This window comes from Lentilactobacillus parafarraginis DSM 18390 = JCM 14109 (assembly GCF_001435895.1).
Lineage (GTDB): Bacteria > Bacillota > Bacilli > Lactobacillales > Lactobacillaceae > Lentilactobacillus > Lentilactobacillus parafarraginis.
Genome location: NZ_AZFZ01000038.1, coordinates 1 through 15099, shown reverse-complemented (window position 1 = coordinate 15099; position 15099 = coordinate 1). Strand labels below are relative to the sequence as shown.

Genomic DNA, 15099 nt, shown 5'->3' with positions numbered 1-15099 from the left:
GAAGGGGGAAGTCAGTTGTCAGTAAAAGTGAGAAACGCCATTATTGTCCTGATTTTTGGGAATTTTTTGGTTTGTATCGGGATGAGCTTGATCTTTCCGGTCATGCCATTTATTAAAAATGAACTGCATTTATCCGCAACCGATATGGGGATTATGAACTCGTTGTTTGCTTTTGCCCAACTGATTGCCTCACCGATTGTCGGTCAGCTCTCGGATCGCATCGGGCGAAAGCCGGTTCTAGTGTGGGGACTTGCCCTCTATATGGTATCGGAAATGTTGTTCGCGGCAACCAACTGGCTGTGGATGTTTGACATTTCCCGAACGATCGGCGGCCTTTCAGCCGCAATGGTGGTTCCGACCACCAACGCGCTTGCGGCTGACCTAACCACGCCCCGCCAGCGGGCCAGAGTGATCGGCTTGCTGTCGGCGGCCTTCAGTGGCGGCCTTATTTTAGGCCCCGGAATTGGCGGTATCCTGGCAAATATTGATTACAAGACACCGTTTTGGTTTGCGGCCGGCCTGGGATTTCTCAGTATGCTCTCGCTGCAAATGATGCTGCCAAGCGAACGGGAAATTAAAGAAATTGCCCAGGACAGTGTCATGCCGCCGGTTTCCAAGGGACCGTCCAGAGCCTCCTGGGAGAAAACCAAGCGGCTCTTTAGTGGGCCAATGCGCTTGTTGTTCCTGTTAATCCTGATTTCATCGTTTGGTTTGGTGGGCTTCGAGAGCATTTACAGCCTATACGTGAACGAAGTATTTCACTTTACGATTGATAATATTGCGTTGGTTTTGACCCTGAACGGCATTATTTCCCTTGGGTTCCAGGCGTTACTATTTGATCGCTTGGTCACTTGGCTGACTGAAAAGCGATTGACCAGATATTGCTTCTTTCTGTCAGCCGGCGGCACGTTATGGATCATATTTGCCCACAGTAAGCTGGAAGTGATTATTGCGACCTTAATTGTGTTTACCGCTTACGACTTGATTCGACCGGCGATTACAACGCTTCTAACCAAGGCCAGTGCGACCGGTCAGGGGCTCATTAACGGCGTCAATATGTCCCTTACCAGCGTTGGTAATATTATTGGGCCGATTATGTCCGGAGCGCTGCTGGATATGAATTATCACTTTCCATACGTGGTGGTTGCGGGCTTTCTGATTCTTTCATGGTTGCTCACGTACTGGATCCGCGATCATTTTACCGTTAATATTTAATAGTGAGCGGCCGGGACAAAATCAAAAATTTTGTTCCGGCCGCTTACTTTATCCAAATATTACCTGGCTGAATCATGGGCCAAAAAGCAGCTTCCAGAGTATAAGCGCTTTGTCTCCCACACTTTTTAATTTTGTTCGGGGACGTTTTTGAAAAATTCGGGGAATCGAGCGGCAACTTCCGCGCGCTCTTTCAGCATCAAATTCAGATGGTCGGTCATCAGCTGGGTCACCCGGTCAGTATCGTGAGCCGTTAACGCGTCCACAATGCGTTTATGTTCATTAGAAAGCAGCGTCAGTGGCAAGTTCTCATCGTACACCCGCAGGAGCCGATACCGATTGAGATCGTTGGAAAATGATTGCAGCCACTGCCACACGTTGTCTTTGTTGGCAAATTGATAGAGTCGCTTATGAAAGAGGTTATCCAACGCGAAGGTTTGATCCAGCAGTTTGGCTTCGGCCACCCGGCGCTGGTCAATGACGATTTTGATTAATTCATCGAGTTCATTAGCATCAATATCTGCCGATAATGTCTGGATAATGGCGGTCTCAATTACTCGGCGGACGTACTGGGCATCCAAAGCCTTTTGCATATCAATTTTGGTGACAAACGTGCCGCTTTGGGCCATCGAATAGAGTAATTCTTCGCGTCGCAGCCGCAGCATGGCTTCCCGAATTGGCGTGCGGCTGACATCAATTTCCTTAACAAACTGTAAGTCGGAAACTTGCTGCCCCGGTTGCAGTCGCAGGTTCATAATTCGTTCGTAAATGTAGTTGTAGGCTTTATCTTGGAGATTTTGCATGTCGATTCCTCCAAACTGAAACTGATTAGCTAATTTGCCTTAATATTACCATAATTTATCAGTCATAGCTTCCGGAGAGCCTAACAAAACGTTGGAATTGATATATCGCTTAAATCATTGTGTAAGCCCTTACATTGGTGTTTAATAATAATGAATAGTAAAGGCGATTATTCGTTGACCGGGTAATTGCTGGGCATGATGGTCATAGACAGGGGGGCATCAGCTATGGAGGCAAAAGTAAGATATAAGGCGTACAAGGCGGGTAAGCGTTGGCTTTATTCGGCTATTTTGTTTGGCAGCACCGTTTTGACATTTGGAATCAGTCACCCCATCGATGCGGCCACGCCGACTGAAGAAACAGTCTCCTTGGCCCAACCAGCTGCCGCAACGTCGCCAACCGATGAATCCGGCACGCCAAAAACGGCTGCAGATTCTCAACCGGTGCAAGGGGCAGTTAACCCTCAAGCTCAGTCGCAAGCTTCTGGTCAGGAAATGACTGGGGAACAATCAATGGCTGCCAGCGAAGCACCGAAGCCCGCCCAGTCGGTTGCACTATCCGTGGGTCAGGCATCAACTAACTCAGAAAGCTCTCCGCAAGCGTCCACCTCAGCAACACCCGCGGTCAGTCAGACTCAGCCACCCCGCCAGACGATTTCTGAACAGCCGGCTGTGAATACTTCGGCATCGACTCCGGTTCAGAATCAGTCGCGGGAAGCGGCCACGCCAACAGCCAATCAGTCGGTTCGACCGGCAGCCGCTGCAACTGATCCCCCAAGGACGGCGGCAAGTCCCACTGCAGCTGCGAATTCAGAGACACCGGCAACGGGTACCGAGACGCCTGGAGCTAAAGATGGTGACATCGTTGTCCCAAAGGAGGTTAAGAAAGCCCCAGATCCGGTTAACACGACTAATCAGCCAACTGTTAATCCGGATACCCGAACCGATGTGCCAGAAACGAATACCTACCCAAATTCGATTTTTCACCAAGTTCCGGTATATGTCGGCGGTAAGCTGGCTAACCCGCCGAAACAGAATGCTGTCATTGCCGGTACCGTCATTAGTGCCAATATTGGGATGATTTCGCCACGTGACTATATTGATCCCCAGCATGACAACGAAGTGATTACCATGGGCTATTATCATGGGTCGTCGGCCTGGATGACCGGGCTGACGACTGACAATCAGACATTGTATCTGTATCGAACCGATTCTCAAGGAAAGATCATTGATACAAAGGAAGTTGCCACGCCTAATTCACCTGATTTTGACCCTAACTGGGGTTATCGAGCTGACGGGATTAGTTTCTACTGGAAATATGGCGCTTTCCAGATGGAACGTCAAGATGGCGCGTCCAGCGTGCCGCCCCTCCAGTACGTTAAGGATATTCCGGTGAAATATGTCGACACCTTCGGCAATGAAATTGCCACAACGGAAAGTGTTTCTGGATATATGAACACTTATGTTGACGCCCCCGTGAAAGAGATTCCGGGGTATCGACTGATTAAAGTGCCGTTTCAGAATAGTGAACACAAATTTTTGATTAACAATTTGAGCGAGACCACGCCAAGTAGCGAATGGAAGGTTGAACGGCAAAGTAATTACGTTGAGAAACATTACCGGATTTTGGACAATCAAAACACCCAGGAAATTTACCTGATTTTCTACTATCCCGCAAATGCCGTTCCATTTACTGGGCCAAAGAAGGTTTCCCCAACGTACGTTGTTAAGGCAGCCCCGTTTGGCAGTCTTGGATTCGACTTCACCCAATCGGTTGTCCACGCCTATGCGACTACCGAAATGCCGACTCCGGTTGGCAACCCGTTGATTTTCACTTACGAACCAATCAAAACGTATCATCTGACAATTAATTATCTCAAAGAATCTGACAATTCCGTGATGGATACCTCGTATAAGGCCAGTGGTGCCGGCACCTATGACATCGTTTCACCCGTTATTCAGGGTTACACGACCACACTGCCAGATGTTGCCGGGGTATTGACTGAAGACACGGTGGTCAACGTTCTGTATAAGATTCCGGACCCGGACAAACCCGTTGATCCAGATAAGCCGGTGGATCCGGACAAGCCGGTCGATCCAGATAAACCGGTGAACCCGGACAAGCCAGTCGATCCAAACAAGCCGGTCGATCCAAACAAGCCGGTGAACCCGGACAAGCCAGTGGATCCAAATAAACCGGTTAATCCGGATAAACCAGCGACTCCTGATAAACCCATCGATCCCGGCAAACCGGTGACCCCAATTACCCCGGTAACTCCTCAGCAGCCGACAACCCCGATTCAGCCGGTAACCCCCGTAACTCCGCCGGTTGAACCAACTGCTCCGGACAAACCAGTAACCCCCGATACACCGGGCGAGCCGGTTAAGGACAATCGTCCTGTGCAACCGTCCCGCCCATATGGAACATCGATTGGTCCCGCGACGACACCCCGCGAAGTTGATGAGCATGTCAAAACAAACCCCGTAAAGATTGAAAGTACCGGACAAGTTAGTCATGGGATTCCAACCCCTAAGAAGGTCACCCTATCTAAGCAGCCGGCCAATAGCCGTGACAAGGTCAATGCTAAGCAGTCTGTGCCGGCCGCTACCACGTCTCCTAGGACTATCAACGTTGAAAAAAATGCGATCCTTCCCCAAACTGGTGAGCACAATAGTAACTCCATAACGCGAATTGGTGTCATTCTACTGGCAGTTACCACCCTGTTCGGTGGATTGATGTTCAAGAAGCGTAAGGAGAAATAACAAGTTGTCGCGGGGCCCGAAAAGGACAGCCAACCGTTATCGGTGACTGTTCTTTTTGATGTTTAGAATTTTAGGTGTACCAAGGGCATTTTCTGTGATAACCTTTGTGAGGTGCTAATCCAGAAAGGACTGGTTATTGATGAAACCGGCAGTGAAATTTGCCAATGGTTGGTTCGTAATTAACCTTATTGTAGACTTGTTCATGATCCCACTGAATAAAGAGGGATTCACGCAGTTTCGAAAATCCTGGCGGGAGCTGGATTCAAATGGGCGACTATTGTTGGTCGGCATTATCGCGGTGATCCTCCCGTTTATTTGGCTGTTTGGCCTGGTTGCCGCGATGATCTATGTGGGTTTGAAAAAACCGTTTGAGAAAAAATCATAAATTTTAAAAAGGAGCGCAACAAAATGTCATTGAACGCAGAACAAACTGATACAACGCGTCATGAACTCCAGGAAAACTTTGAATTATCCGGGGTGTCATTGGCGGAGGCTGCAGCGGACTTAAAAACGTCCGCGAAACACCTCTCACAGGTGCTGAGCTTAAACCCGACCAGAATTGAGGAACCGTGGGTCTTGAAAAATTATTTGGATGCCAAGATTCAGGCCGCTGGCAAACAGCCCGTTGCATACACAGCGTTAGTGGGGGATCCCAAAGATTACTGGTTCTTAAGCGACCAGTTCATTAAAGCCGGCCGGTTGTTGCAAAAATAAACAGCTAAAAAGCGTCACCATCTGATCATCGTGGGGGATTCCCTCATGCGATGAAGAAGATGGTGGCGCTTTTTGTCGTTCCATTGATTAAGACAACCACTTGTTAGTCTTTGCCAAATTGACCGCTTCAAGCCGATTGTGGACCCCTAATTTACTGAAAATTGCTGATAAATAATTGCGAACAGTCCCGTCTGATAGGAATAATGATTCCGCGATTTGCTTGGTACTTTGGCCGTCTGCGGCTGCCTTTAAAACGCTCATTTCCTGGTGGGTTAACGGGTTGTCTGAGGCGGTGACCATATTTTGAACCAGTTCCGGATCATAGATGGTTTGGCCAGCCATTACGTTGCGGATGGCTGCCACCAGTTCATCGTTAGGGCCGTCCTTTAGCAGATAGCCGTTGACCTGGGCTTTAACCGTCCGCTCAAAGTAGGCCTTTTGGGCGAAGGTGGTCAGGATAATCACCTTGGTCTTTAAGTTGGCGTTATGGATATCATCAGCGACGTCCAAGCCACTGGCCTTAGGCATTTCAATGTCTAAAATCGCAACGTCTGGTTTTAGCTTGTTAATGTCCAGCCACGCGGTCTGCCCGTCTCGACTGGATCCCAAAACATGCAGATCATCTTCAAGCTCCAACAATTGGGATAGCGCGGAATTGAGGAGCCCCTGATCTTCTGCCAAATATAATGTAATCATTGAACTGCCCCCTTATTCGGAATCGTTGCCGAAACCAGTGTCCCGATTGAGTTTGACTGGATCGAAAATGTCCCGCCGTCAGCGCTGATTCGTTCGGCCATGCCGGAAACACCGTGGGAACCCTGACGTTGATAGTGATTTCCAGTCCCGTTATCCTGAATATCGACGCGGTAGTTAGAATCGGCCAATTCCAAAAACGTGATTGTCACGGAAGTTGCGTGACTATGACGAATCACATTAGTAATCGCTTCCTGGAGAATCTGGCCGATTGGCACTTGCACGTTAGTTGGCCAAGCTGTTGCGGCTTCCTCACCGGTCGTTTCAAGGTGAATGTTGGCGTTTTGCAGATTTTGGGCCTGCTTGAGCATCGTTTCACCGATGGTTTCCTGGCGGAGATTGTTGATGATGTTGCGGACCAGCTGCAAGTTTTCCCGGCTGGTAGTCGTAATGTCATCAAGTTCTGCATCGACTTTGTCGGGCTGCTTTTCTAATAACTTTTTGGCTAACTCGGATTTGATAGTGATCATTGAAAACGATTGGCCAAGCGTATCGTGTAAGTCTCGCGCAATTCGCTGACGTTCGTCCTGCTTGATAACCGATTCTAAGCGTTGATTAGCTTGAAGTAGATCAGTGTTTCGTTTGCCGGCACGATAAATTGAGTATGAAAACACCGGTGAGACCAACGGAAAAATCAAATTAAGATAGAGTGTGGCGTGGCTGAAAGCATTGGGGTATCTGATAAAAGTAATAAGAACTCCTAGTGCCATGACCAAATAAAAACTGATACCGGCAGCCCATAAATGTTTTTTAGACCGATACAGGAGAATCCACGTTAAGGTCCAAGCGGGAAAAATGATGACCGCAAAGTTACTAGCAAATAGGACAAATATCGCGGCAATCGTGAACTCACTAATTGCGCTGAGCGTTTCAATCCGTTTATTTCGAGATTCGGTTTGGATGATGAAGGTGACTAAAAAGCAACCCCCCATAAATAACCAGAACCAGTCCATAAACGATTTTGGCGGTAAATAATCCATTAGCGCAAACGGCAGATAAATCAGCCACACGTAAGCCGTCCAATGGAGTTTAATTCTATTGCGCAGTTGCGTGATCATTCCTAACTTCGCCGCCCTTTTTAATCAGTATCAAAATGATGACAAGCGCCATCAAAATGCCGACTGCCCAAATTGCTATTCCCATCATATCATGCATTGGCAGCGTCTGTTGGTGGATCGCATGATTGATCATCTGACTGGTCATGTAAGTGGGCGTCATTTTACCAATCGTCTGCGCCCAATTTGGCATGACGGATAGTGGCCACCAGAGACCGCTGATGACTGCCAGGGGAAAGACAATCAGATTTGATAAGACACTCACAGATTGCGGGGATTTGACAAACGAACAGAGGACGCCGAGCCCCATTAAGGGCAGGGTTCCAATCACCGCGATCAAGGTGACACTGGTGGCTTCCCCAACCGTTAACTGGACGTTACTGGTGAATCGCGCCACGAGTTCCAGGCAAATGACTGAAAAAATATTGACGACTGACATGATGATGGCCAGCGAAACGTAGTAGGGTTTGGTGCCTTTGGCGGTCAGTGACAGCGTTAAAAGCAGCTGCTGATGGCGGTCACTTTGCATAATCTGAGCCAAGCCGAACAGGGCATTAATCAGAATGCTGTAAACGATCATGCTGCCAAGATAGTTCTGGGCGAACTGGAGCTTTTCCGGCGCCGTCCCCGAGATGAGCACTTTCGTGAATAGGACGAAGAACCCAATCGGCATCAGAATGGTGAAGAATAGGTAACCGGGGTTCCGCAGGAAGATCCGTTTGGCGTTAAAGCTGATTTGGGTAAGTAGGGATTTCATGATTTGGGTGCCTCCTTGGCTGTCATTTGCAGAAAGATCGATTCAAGTGATTCGCGGTTGATGATCAGATCATGGATTTGATCGACAAACGGGATGATGGCTTTCAATGTCAGGTCAGTATCCGAACTCGTCAGGGTCAGACGGTGATTATCCTGATTAATGGTTTGGACGCCTGGCAGGTGGGTAAAGAGGTCAGCTGCCAAGGCCGTCGTGAAACTGAGCTTGCCGGTGGTGTGCCTGGTTTGCAGCTGCTGCCACGTGCCGATATAGGAGAATCGCTCATCTTGGAGGATGGCAATCCGGTCAGCGACTGCCTGGATTTCTTCAAGGTAGTGGCTGGTGATGATGACCGTGACCTTTTGATGGCGCAACTGGTTAATATAGTGCCAAAAAGCCTGGCGGGTCTCGGCATCCATCCGCACCGTGGGTTCATCCAGAAAGAGTAATTGGGGATTGGCAATCACGGCACTGGCGAAGCTGACTTTCCGCCGCTGACCACCGGAAAGTTTTCCTAATGGCTGGTTGACAATGTCATTAAGATTGAGTTCGTTAACCAAGGTAGCCAGCTCCTTAGGATGGTCGGCTTGACTGGCAAACACGTTTAGAAATTCGGTCACCGTAACGTTGTCGAGCTTGAGATCGTCCTGAAACATGGTCGCAATTTTTGACTTTGCTTGGCGAGTTCCGGGTTGGCCGCCGAAAACCGTGACCGAGCCGGGAGTGGCGGTCAGGACGCCTTGAATCAGGTTGATCAGGGTGGTCTTACCAGCACCATTGGGGCCAACTAACCCAAGGATTTCACCTTCCTGAACGGTGAGGTCGAGATTTGACAGAACGGGGCGGTTCCTGTACGCAAAGGATAGCTGATTTAATTGAATGATGGTTGTCATAATGGGCACCTCTTTTAATTGATGGCTTCATTCTATCGTGCCTTCCAAATCGCCGGTAGTAAGGAATGTCACGATTCACCATGACAAATGTCATGCCATTCCTGATTCGGCATTAAACGGACCGGGACGCCAGGAATAATTGGGGCCAAATTTATACCTATCGGAATATTCTATTTATTCCGTTTGTGAATAAATCTGATAGTAGGTATTCCCTTTCACTGCAAGGATTTTGACCACTTAAAATTTATTTTGTAAGCGCTATTTCACAATCTCAAAAATGGTGGTATATTATGGCCAAGAATCCAAATATTCTTAGGAGTGACAAAAATGCTAAAAGAAATTCACATGCCAAAGCTAAGTCCCAAGTCCGACCAGTACTTTTTTGGAGAATGGCACAAGCAGCCCGGCGACGCCGTTAAGGAAGGCGACGTGCTGTTTGAAGTTGAAACTGACAAAGTCATCAGCCAAGTTGAAAGCCAAGAAGATGGTGTCCTGAAGGAACAGAACGTTAACACTGGTGACACCACCAACGTTGGTGATCTGGTTGCAACCATCGAAGTTGCCTAAAGAGGGGTAAGAATCATGGAGAAAAAAGAAGCACCTAAGAAGCCGGAATGGCTCAAAGTTACTTACGATCAGAAAAAAGTCGACCAGATGAATGATTTGTTATCTGGCTTAAAGTTAAACACGGTGTGCGCCGAAGCGAACTGTCCCAACTTGGGGGAGTGCTTTGGTAATGGCACGGCTTCGTTTATTATTTTAGGTCCCAATTGTACCCGGGCCTGCCGATTCTGCGATATTCCCCATGGCCATCCGCAACCGGTTGACTTATTAGAGCCATACCGGGTCGCCGAAGCAACTAAACGCCTTGGCCTAAGCCACGTCGTTGTCACCAGTGTTGACCGGGATGATCTGCCTGATTTGGGGGCTGATCAGTTTGTTAAAACCATTAATTTAATTCGCAAGATGAATCCGGATACCACCATCGAAGTGTTAACCCCAGATTTTCAAGGCCGCGAAAATTGCCTGGATAAGGTGATTGCCGCTAAACCCGATGTGTTTAACCACAATATGGAAACGGTTCGTTCGATTACGCCAAAGGTTCGTCACCGGGCAACTTACGATACGTCGTTGAAGGTGCTCAAATACGTGAAGGACCACGCCCCTAAGTCGACATTTGTCAAAACGGGGATTATGCTGGGGCTGGGTGAAACTGATGAAGAAGTTTATCAGTTAATGGACGACTTGCGAGCCATCGACGTTGATTTTCTGACGATTGGCCAGTACGTCCAACCAGGCCCAAAGAACTACCGGCTGCGTGAATGGGTCCCAATGAAGCGCTATGCGACCTACTACAAAGAGGCCCGCAAACGCGGCTTCAGATTTGTCGCCAGTTCACCGCTCGTTCGGAGTTCTTATAAAGCAAAGGAAGAGTTGGAGGCTGTTTACGGAAAATGATTTATGTGCCAGTCATGTCACTTGATGTTTATCATAACTTTGGATTGGAATACTACTTGATGACCGAGCACCACTTTAATGAACCGGTGTTTATGCTGTGGTCAACCACGCCAACCGTCATGCTGGGGAAGTACCAGGATGCGGCGGCTGAGTTAAATGTGGAAGCCGTTAAACGCAACCACGTGAAGGTGGCTCGCCGTTATTCAGGCGGTGGCACAATCTACACTGATCAGGGCGGCTGTCAGTTTACCCTAATCTATCCGGATGATCGAACGGAAATTGACTTCTCCTCTGGCCTTGAATTGATTCAAAAAGCCCTCAATCAAATTGGCATTAAGGCAACGACCGATAGTCGCAATGACTTGGTGGTTGGCGGCCGGAAAGTATCCGGAAGCGCCCAGTACGTGACACCTGGATACAAGTTGCACCACGGCAGCCTGTTATTTGAATCCAATTTGGATTTAATGAATCAACTGCTGAATGTGGATCCGGTCAAGTTGGCAGCCAAGCGCATCGCCTCGGTTCACCAACGGACCGTGAACCTTAACGAGCAGGAACCTTCGTGGACGGCGGCGGATTTCCGGGAAAATCTGCGGCAGGCGGTTTATGATTTGACCAGTTTTCAGGAGTATCACCTGATTGCCGATGAGCAGGCGCGGGTGGTAGAGATTGGCCAACAGCGCTTCGCTGATCCAAAATTTATTTATGGTCGCCAAGGCCAGGGCGCCTTTCAGGTTAAACGGTATTTTCAGGGCGGCGGGCTGGTCAAAATTGCCTATTCAATTTATCATGACCAACTTGCGGATGTTCATTTGACGGGCGACTTCTTCAGTAATTTGGACGCGGTCAAATTCGAACACGCTCTTGATGGGACCGACTACGATCGCCAACGGGTTAGTAACGTGATCCGCGACCAGCTGGCGGAGGATCCAATCCTGGGCGTCGACGCGGATCAATTAGTGAACATGTTGTTTGATCACGTTTAAACCACAGAGTGCGCCAACAAGCGGTTAGTTTCCAGCGGATAGGCGGACAACTCAGATACCCGGTTTGGATATTTGAATTATCCGCCTATCCGGCAGGAAGCCGCTTGTTGGCGCACATTTTGATAATGGTGGATTTGGAAAGTGGCTGGAACAAAACGCAAAGTTTTGCCGGAGCGCTTTTTTGTTAAATTCTGGGATCAAATCAACTTTTGTCCCGTTCTACTTTGTTAAATATTGGGTTCGCAATTGGCGAATATCGTGATTCGACAGTCGCATTTGACGATGCAAGTAGTGTTTCATTGTGCCATTATGGCGATCAATCGCTGAATAGGCAGCGTTTAAATAGGTGGATCGAGCGGCCTTTGAACGGGTTAAATTTCTAAGCACGGTTGGGTTACGCGTATAATGTCTCATTTGGCGATATTCTTTAGCGGTCGTCTTTTTCAGATAATGATTCGATGCCAAATAGTTTTTCATGATGGTTGTTTTGGGAACGCCAAGGCTTGAAAGGATCAGCATGGTGGCAACACCGGTGCGATCCTTGCCATACGTGCAGTGATACAGAATGGCACCAGATCGTTGTTTGAGCAGATAATGAAACATCGTGCGATAAGCTTCGACGCAGTGGGGCTCAAGAACCATTTTTTGATAAAATTGTTCCATAAAATTGGGTTGTTTGGCGGCTAACTGATTGGCGTACTGAGAAATCGTGTGGACACCAAAGTCAGGGCTGCTCATGACGGATAAGTGAATATGGCGGGCACCAGGACTTTTGACGTCTGGTGCCCGTTTGATTTCACCGCTTGAGCGGAAATCCAAGATTATCTTGACGTGCTGCTGTTTGTCAAGCAGCCATTTATCGTGATGATTTAACCGGGTTAAGGCCGCCGATCGGATAAGTCGATTCTGGCGGATATGCTGACCATTTTTCGTCCGAATCCCGCCGAGGTCATGAGCATTGGGCGTTGTCGATAAGTGAATGGTGAGGAAGTTGTATTGGCAGAACAAACCGCAAAAGGAGCCGTTAGGATCACTGTTGCCAGTAATGTTCTTCTAATGATTTGACGCAATAATTTCATCCACTCACCCCCAATATTTATTATAGGACGGGGAAGGCATCATGACAGGTATTTTTGGATGTGGGCCAAATCAGCTTGGCGCTTTTGTGGTGATTCGTCTTCTGCGTTGAAGTTGTGCCACTTGATTTTCTTAAGGCCAATCTTTTTGAATGTGCCTGTCGCCAGGGCCTTCATAATGGGATTGCCATACTTGAGCTTGTAGAGAAACGTTGGCGTGCCGGCGATCGTGAAGATGCGGATGACTGGGTTCTTTTCGAGGACCACCCGGGGATGGGTGGATACGGCCCGGTTCTTACTAAAAACCTTATCGATGAAGCCTTTGGTCATGGCCGGCATCAGCTCCCACCAAATTGGGAAAATAAAAATGATTTCATCGGCGGCTTTTAAGCGTTCAAAATAGCGATCGACCTGGTCGTTGATGGGTGTCCGCGTTCGCCAAGCACTTAGGTCTTTTGCGTGCATGACCGGGTCGAAGCGATCTTGATTTAAATCGATGACATCCACCTCATGGCCTTGGGCGGTTGAATAGTTAATTGTCTGTTTGGCGATCGCCGCACTGTAACTCCGATGATGGGGCTCATTATTTGCGGCCGACAGGGTGTATGGGTGGTCAAATATCATGACATATTTCATATTAGAAACCTCTTTTTAAAATTTAACAGTTTGGCTTTTCAAAATACATTCCAAGGAATATAATCAGTATAAGCTGTAATGGCTAAAAGTCAATATATATTCCGAGGAATTTAAAATGAAAAAGAAAAATTCAATTGCCCAAATCAAGAACCAGCTTGAAATATTTCGAAGTCATGATGTTGATGGTGAGGTCCTGGCAGCCCTCAGACACAACGATCAGTTAAACGCTGCTCTGGTCAATGGCATCACCATTAACGATCTCCATATTATGCGCGCAGCCTCCGCCAAGGATGGCGTTAAAATTTCCACGATTGTGGACCAGGTACCGATGACTCAAGGAGCGGTTTCCAAAGCCGTTAACAAGCTGGCTGAAAGGGGCCTGCTTCAAAAATCTCACCGACCAGATAATCGTAAGGATACATTTGTTGCACTCACCGCCGCTGGGGAAATGATCAACAACCGTCATGTGGCTTACCATTCTCAAGAAGAAACCAAACTCGCGCAGTTGGCGGACAACTATTCCAAAAGTGATCTCGAGACGATTGCCAACTTTATCACCGATCTGAATAAGATCCGTGACAAAAATAAGGACATTAGGTAACTGTCTTCTTCGATACACCAAAGATCCCGATTGATTAAGCTCAAATTTAAAGTTAGCCACTTTTTTTGTCGCCGAAATTTTAGCAATCATTTGGAACCAATTGGTTATGTATGGTACGATTTTAGTGGTAACTATTACGATTGGAGGCTTCAAAATGGACGGATTACACACAACGATGACTTTAAATAACGGCGTTAAGATGCCCCGACTTGGCTTAGGAGTTTGGAAAACGGATAATCACGGTGCTCAGGAATCGGTAGCCGCCGCAATTCGCAATCACTACATTGCGATTGATACGGCCCGCCAGTATGGTAACGAGCAGGGAACCGGTGCCGGCATCAAGCAGGGACTGCAGCAGGCCGGTCTCAAGCGGGAAGATATTTTCGTCACGACTAAACTGTATAACGGTGATCAGGGGAATGCTGATAAGGTCACCAACGCCTTTAACGGCCAACTTCAGGCGCTGGGCCTTGATTACATTGATCTTTATCTGATGCATTGGCCGGTTGACGCGCACTTTATCGAAAGCTACCACGCAATGGAACAGTTGTATAAGGCCGGCAAGATTCGGGCAATCGGGGTTTCCAACTTCGATAATGACCGGATGGAAAAATTGCTGGAAGCTGCCGAAATTGTGCCGGCAGTCAACCAAATGGAGTTCAATCCAACCAATCAGGAACGTGATATCCTGACGTTTGACCAGAGTCATGGGATTCAATTAGCCGCCTGGTCCCCACTTGGTGGTGGGCGGTCACTGAAGAATCCGGTGATTGAAAAGTTAGCGGATAAGTACCATAAGACTGCTGCCCAAATCATTCTCCGTTGGGAATGGCAACGCGATTTGATCATGGTTGTTAAGTCGGTTCATGAAGACCGGATTATTTCTAACAGCCAGATCTTTGACTTTGAGTTAAGCGATGAGGACGTTCAGACGATTAATCAGCTTGACGAGGGTAAACGCGGTCTTTGGTATTCCGACTTTCAGTGGCATGATCCAAACGCCAAGATTGCCAATGCCATTGATCACTGGGACGATACCGATCCAAGCAAGCCGCTTTAAGAGCCAATCAAACAATTTAACTAATTTTGGAATATTTAAATATACCATCGATTTTCTGACATTTTTGTTGGGAATTCGATGGTTTTTTGTTGATTTAATTTCAATAACTATTGCGTTTTGAAACACTGACAAAACATGATAATACTGGGGTTTTCACTGACTATGAGAAAGTGGCGGTTATAATGACCGCATGGTTATTGACTGGGTAGTCAATGGCGAATATACTGAAGCTGAAATTGAGATGCTGATGGGTTTTTGGCGGATGGAGGCAGCATGATGAACAATGAAATTGTATTAGAAACCAAGGGCGTACAATACCCCTTAGGGTTGACACTTTA

16 protein-coding genes are annotated in these 15099 nt (G+C 47.7%); 9 read left to right on the top strand and 7 right to left on the bottom strand.

All coding sequences use genetic code 11. The features are described 5' to 3' along the window. The first annotated feature begins 15 nt into the window (after nucleotides 1–15). Nucleotides 16–1215, top strand: a complete 1200-nt coding sequence (locus FD47_RS09285) for an MFS transporter (protein WP_040537463.1) — start codon at nucleotides 16–18, stop codon at nucleotides 1213–1215. 125 nt (nucleotides 1216–1340) lie between these two features. On the opposite strand, the gene FD47_RS09280 is transcribed toward FD47_RS09285, so the two are convergent. Continuing rightward, on the bottom strand, nucleotides 1341–2015 hold the full coding sequence (locus tag FD47_RS09280; protein ID WP_054735185.1) for a GntR family transcriptional regulator: 675 nt from the start codon (nucleotides 2013–2015) through the stop codon (nucleotides 1341–1343). Nucleotides 2016–2240: 225 nt separating this feature from the next. Here FD47_RS09280 and FD47_RS09275 point away from each other — a divergent pair, with 225 nt between their 5' ends. The 3 genes from FD47_RS09275 (at nucleotide 2241) to FD47_RS09265 (ending at nucleotide 5489) form a co-directional block, all read left to right on the top strand. Continuing rightward, nucleotides 2241–4775 carry a MucBP domain-containing protein gene (locus FD47_RS09275; RefSeq protein ID WP_054735190.1) on the top strand — a complete coding sequence of 845 codons (2535 nt, stop codon included), beginning with the start codon at nucleotides 2241–2243 and terminating at the stop codon, nucleotides 4773–4775. A 139-nt stretch (nucleotides 4776–4914) separates the two neighbouring features. Next, nucleotides 4915–5160 (top strand): hypothetical protein, encoded by a 246-nt coding sequence (locus tag FD47_RS09270; protein WP_054735192.1) that lies wholly within the window; start codon nucleotides 4915–4917, stop codon nucleotides 5158–5160. Between the two features lie 23 nt (nucleotides 5161–5183). Then, the gene (locus FD47_RS09265; protein ID WP_054735194.1) at nucleotides 5184–5489 is read left to right on the top strand and encodes a DUF2316 family protein; all 306 of its coding nucleotides are present in this window, start codon (nucleotides 5184–5186) and stop codon (nucleotides 5487–5489) included. Nucleotides 5490–5576: 87 nt separating this feature from the next. Here the strand turns inward: FD47_RS09265 and FD47_RS09260 are convergent, their stop codons facing one another. The 4 genes from FD47_RS09260 to FD47_RS09245 are packed head-to-tail and all read right to left on the bottom strand — an operon-like array spanning nucleotide 5577 to nucleotide 8944. Continuing rightward, nucleotides 5577–6185, bottom strand: coding sequence for a response regulator transcription factor (locus FD47_RS09260; protein ID WP_054735196.1), 609 nt, complete (start codon nucleotides 6183–6185; stop codon nucleotides 5577–5579). Further along, nucleotides 6182–7300: a sensor histidine kinase gene (locus FD47_RS09255; protein ID WP_054735200.1), complete on the bottom strand. Its 1119-nt coding sequence runs from the start codon at nucleotides 7298–7300 to the stop codon at nucleotides 6182–6184. Before FD47_RS09255 ends, FD47_RS09260 begins: the two co-directional genes overlap by 4 nt. Next, nucleotides 7278–8054 (bottom strand): ABC transporter permease, encoded by a 777-nt coding sequence (locus tag FD47_RS09250; RefSeq protein WP_054735202.1) that lies wholly within the window; start codon nucleotides 8052–8054, stop codon nucleotides 7278–7280. The genes FD47_RS09255 and FD47_RS09250 overlap by 23 nt, the downstream gene beginning before the upstream one ends. Beyond that, a complete protein-coding gene (locus FD47_RS09245; RefSeq protein ID WP_054735204.1) occupies nucleotides 8051–8944 on the bottom strand; it encodes an ABC transporter ATP-binding protein in 894 nt (297 codons plus the stop codon). The genes FD47_RS09250 and FD47_RS09245 overlap by 4 nt, the downstream gene beginning before the upstream one ends. Before the next feature lie 327 nt (nucleotides 8945–9271). Between FD47_RS09245 and FD47_RS09240 the strand changes: the two genes are divergently transcribed. Genes FD47_RS09240 through FD47_RS09230 form a run of 3 tightly spaced genes read left to right on the top strand, consistent with a single transcriptional unit; the run spans nucleotide 9272 to nucleotide 11388 of the window. Beyond that, complete coding sequence (locus FD47_RS09240) at nucleotides 9272–9511, top strand: lipoyl domain-containing protein (RefSeq protein ID WP_054735207.1); 240 nt, start codon at nucleotides 9272–9274, stop codon at nucleotides 9509–9511. A 15-nt stretch (nucleotides 9512–9526) separates the two neighbouring features. After that, a complete protein-coding gene (gene lipA, locus FD47_RS09235) occupies nucleotides 9527–10402 on the top strand; it encodes a lipoyl synthase (RefSeq protein ID WP_054735212.1) in 876 nt (291 codons plus the stop codon). Then, the gene (locus tag FD47_RS09230; protein ID WP_054735215.1) at nucleotides 10399–11388 is read left to right on the top strand and encodes a lipoate--protein ligase; all 990 of its coding nucleotides are present in this window, start codon (nucleotides 10399–10401) and stop codon (nucleotides 11386–11388) included. Before lipA ends, FD47_RS09230 begins: the two co-directional genes overlap by 4 nt. Before the next feature lie 219 nt (nucleotides 11389–11607). On the opposite strand, the gene FD47_RS09225 is transcribed toward FD47_RS09230, so the two are convergent. After that, nucleotides 11608–12396: a tyrosine-protein phosphatase gene (locus FD47_RS09225; RefSeq protein ID WP_225352890.1), complete on the bottom strand. Its 789-nt coding sequence runs from the start codon at nucleotides 12394–12396 to the stop codon at nucleotides 11608–11610. A gap of 110 nt (nucleotides 12397–12506) precedes the next feature. Continuing rightward, entirely contained in the window at nucleotides 12507–13100 is a 594-nt protein-coding gene (locus FD47_RS09220; protein ID WP_056980576.1) for an NAD(P)H-dependent oxidoreductase, read from the bottom strand. A 115-nt stretch (nucleotides 13101–13215) separates the two neighbouring features. Between FD47_RS09220 and FD47_RS09215 the strand changes: the two genes are divergently transcribed. Together FD47_RS09215 and FD47_RS09210 are read left to right on the top strand one after the other, a co-directional pair. Then, nucleotides 13216–13701 (top strand): MarR family winged helix-turn-helix transcriptional regulator, encoded by a 486-nt coding sequence (locus FD47_RS09215; protein WP_054735218.1) that lies wholly within the window; start codon nucleotides 13216–13218, stop codon nucleotides 13699–13701. Between the two features lie 154 nt (nucleotides 13702–13855). Then, nucleotides 13856–14761, top strand: coding sequence for an aldo/keto reductase (locus FD47_RS09210; protein WP_054735223.1), 906 nt, complete (start codon nucleotides 13856–13858; stop codon nucleotides 14759–14761). Nucleotides 14762–15099: the final 338 nt, after the last annotated feature.

Excerpts from the sequence above, each read along its gene's own strand:
- FD47_RS09245 (WP_054735204.1), bottom strand. The coding sequence starts at position 8,944 with ATGACAACCATCATTCAATTAAATCAGCTATCCTTTGCGTACAGGAAC.
- FD47_RS09215 (WP_054735218.1), top strand. The coding sequence starts at position 13,216 with ATGAAAAAGAAAAATTCAATTGCCCAAATCAAGAACCAGCTTGAAATA.
- FD47_RS09270 (WP_054735192.1), top strand. The coding sequence starts at position 4,915 with ATGAAACCGGCAGTGAAATTTGCCAATGGTTGGTTCGTAATTAACCTT.
- FD47_RS09260 (WP_054735196.1), bottom strand. The coding sequence starts at position 6,185 with ATGATTACATTATATTTGGCAGAAGATCAGGGGCTCCTCAATTCCGCG.
- FD47_RS09220 (WP_056980576.1), bottom strand. The coding sequence starts at position 13,100 with ATGAAATATGTCATGATATTTGACCACCCATACACCCTGTCGGCCGCA.
- FD47_RS09250 (WP_054735202.1), bottom strand. The coding sequence starts at position 8,054 with ATGAAATCCCTACTTACCCAAATCAGCTTTAACGCCAAACGGATCTTC.
- FD47_RS09255 (WP_054735200.1), bottom strand. The coding sequence starts at position 7,300 with ATGATCACGCAACTGCGCAATAGAATTAAACTCCATTGGACGGCTTAC.
- FD47_RS09275 (WP_054735190.1), top strand. The coding sequence starts at position 2,241 with ATGGAGGCAAAAGTAAGATATAAGGCGTACAAGGCGGGTAAGCGTTGG.
- FD47_RS09240 (WP_054735207.1), top strand. The coding sequence starts at position 9,272 with ATGCTAAAAGAAATTCACATGCCAAAGCTAAGTCCCAAGTCCGACCAG.
- FD47_RS09230 (WP_054735215.1), top strand. The coding sequence starts at position 10,399 with ATGATTTATGTGCCAGTCATGTCACTTGATGTTTATCATAACTTTGGA.
- lipA (WP_054735212.1), top strand. The coding sequence starts at position 9,527 with ATGGAGAAAAAAGAAGCACCTAAGAAGCCGGAATGGCTCAAAGTTACT.
- FD47_RS09265 (WP_054735194.1), top strand. The coding sequence starts at position 5,184 with ATGTCATTGAACGCAGAACAAACTGATACAACGCGTCATGAACTCCAG.
- FD47_RS09280 (WP_054735185.1), bottom strand. The coding sequence starts at position 2,015 with ATGCAAAATCTCCAAGATAAAGCCTACAACTACATTTACGAACGAATT.
- FD47_RS09210 (WP_054735223.1), top strand. The coding sequence starts at position 13,856 with ATGGACGGATTACACACAACGATGACTTTAAATAACGGCGTTAAGATG.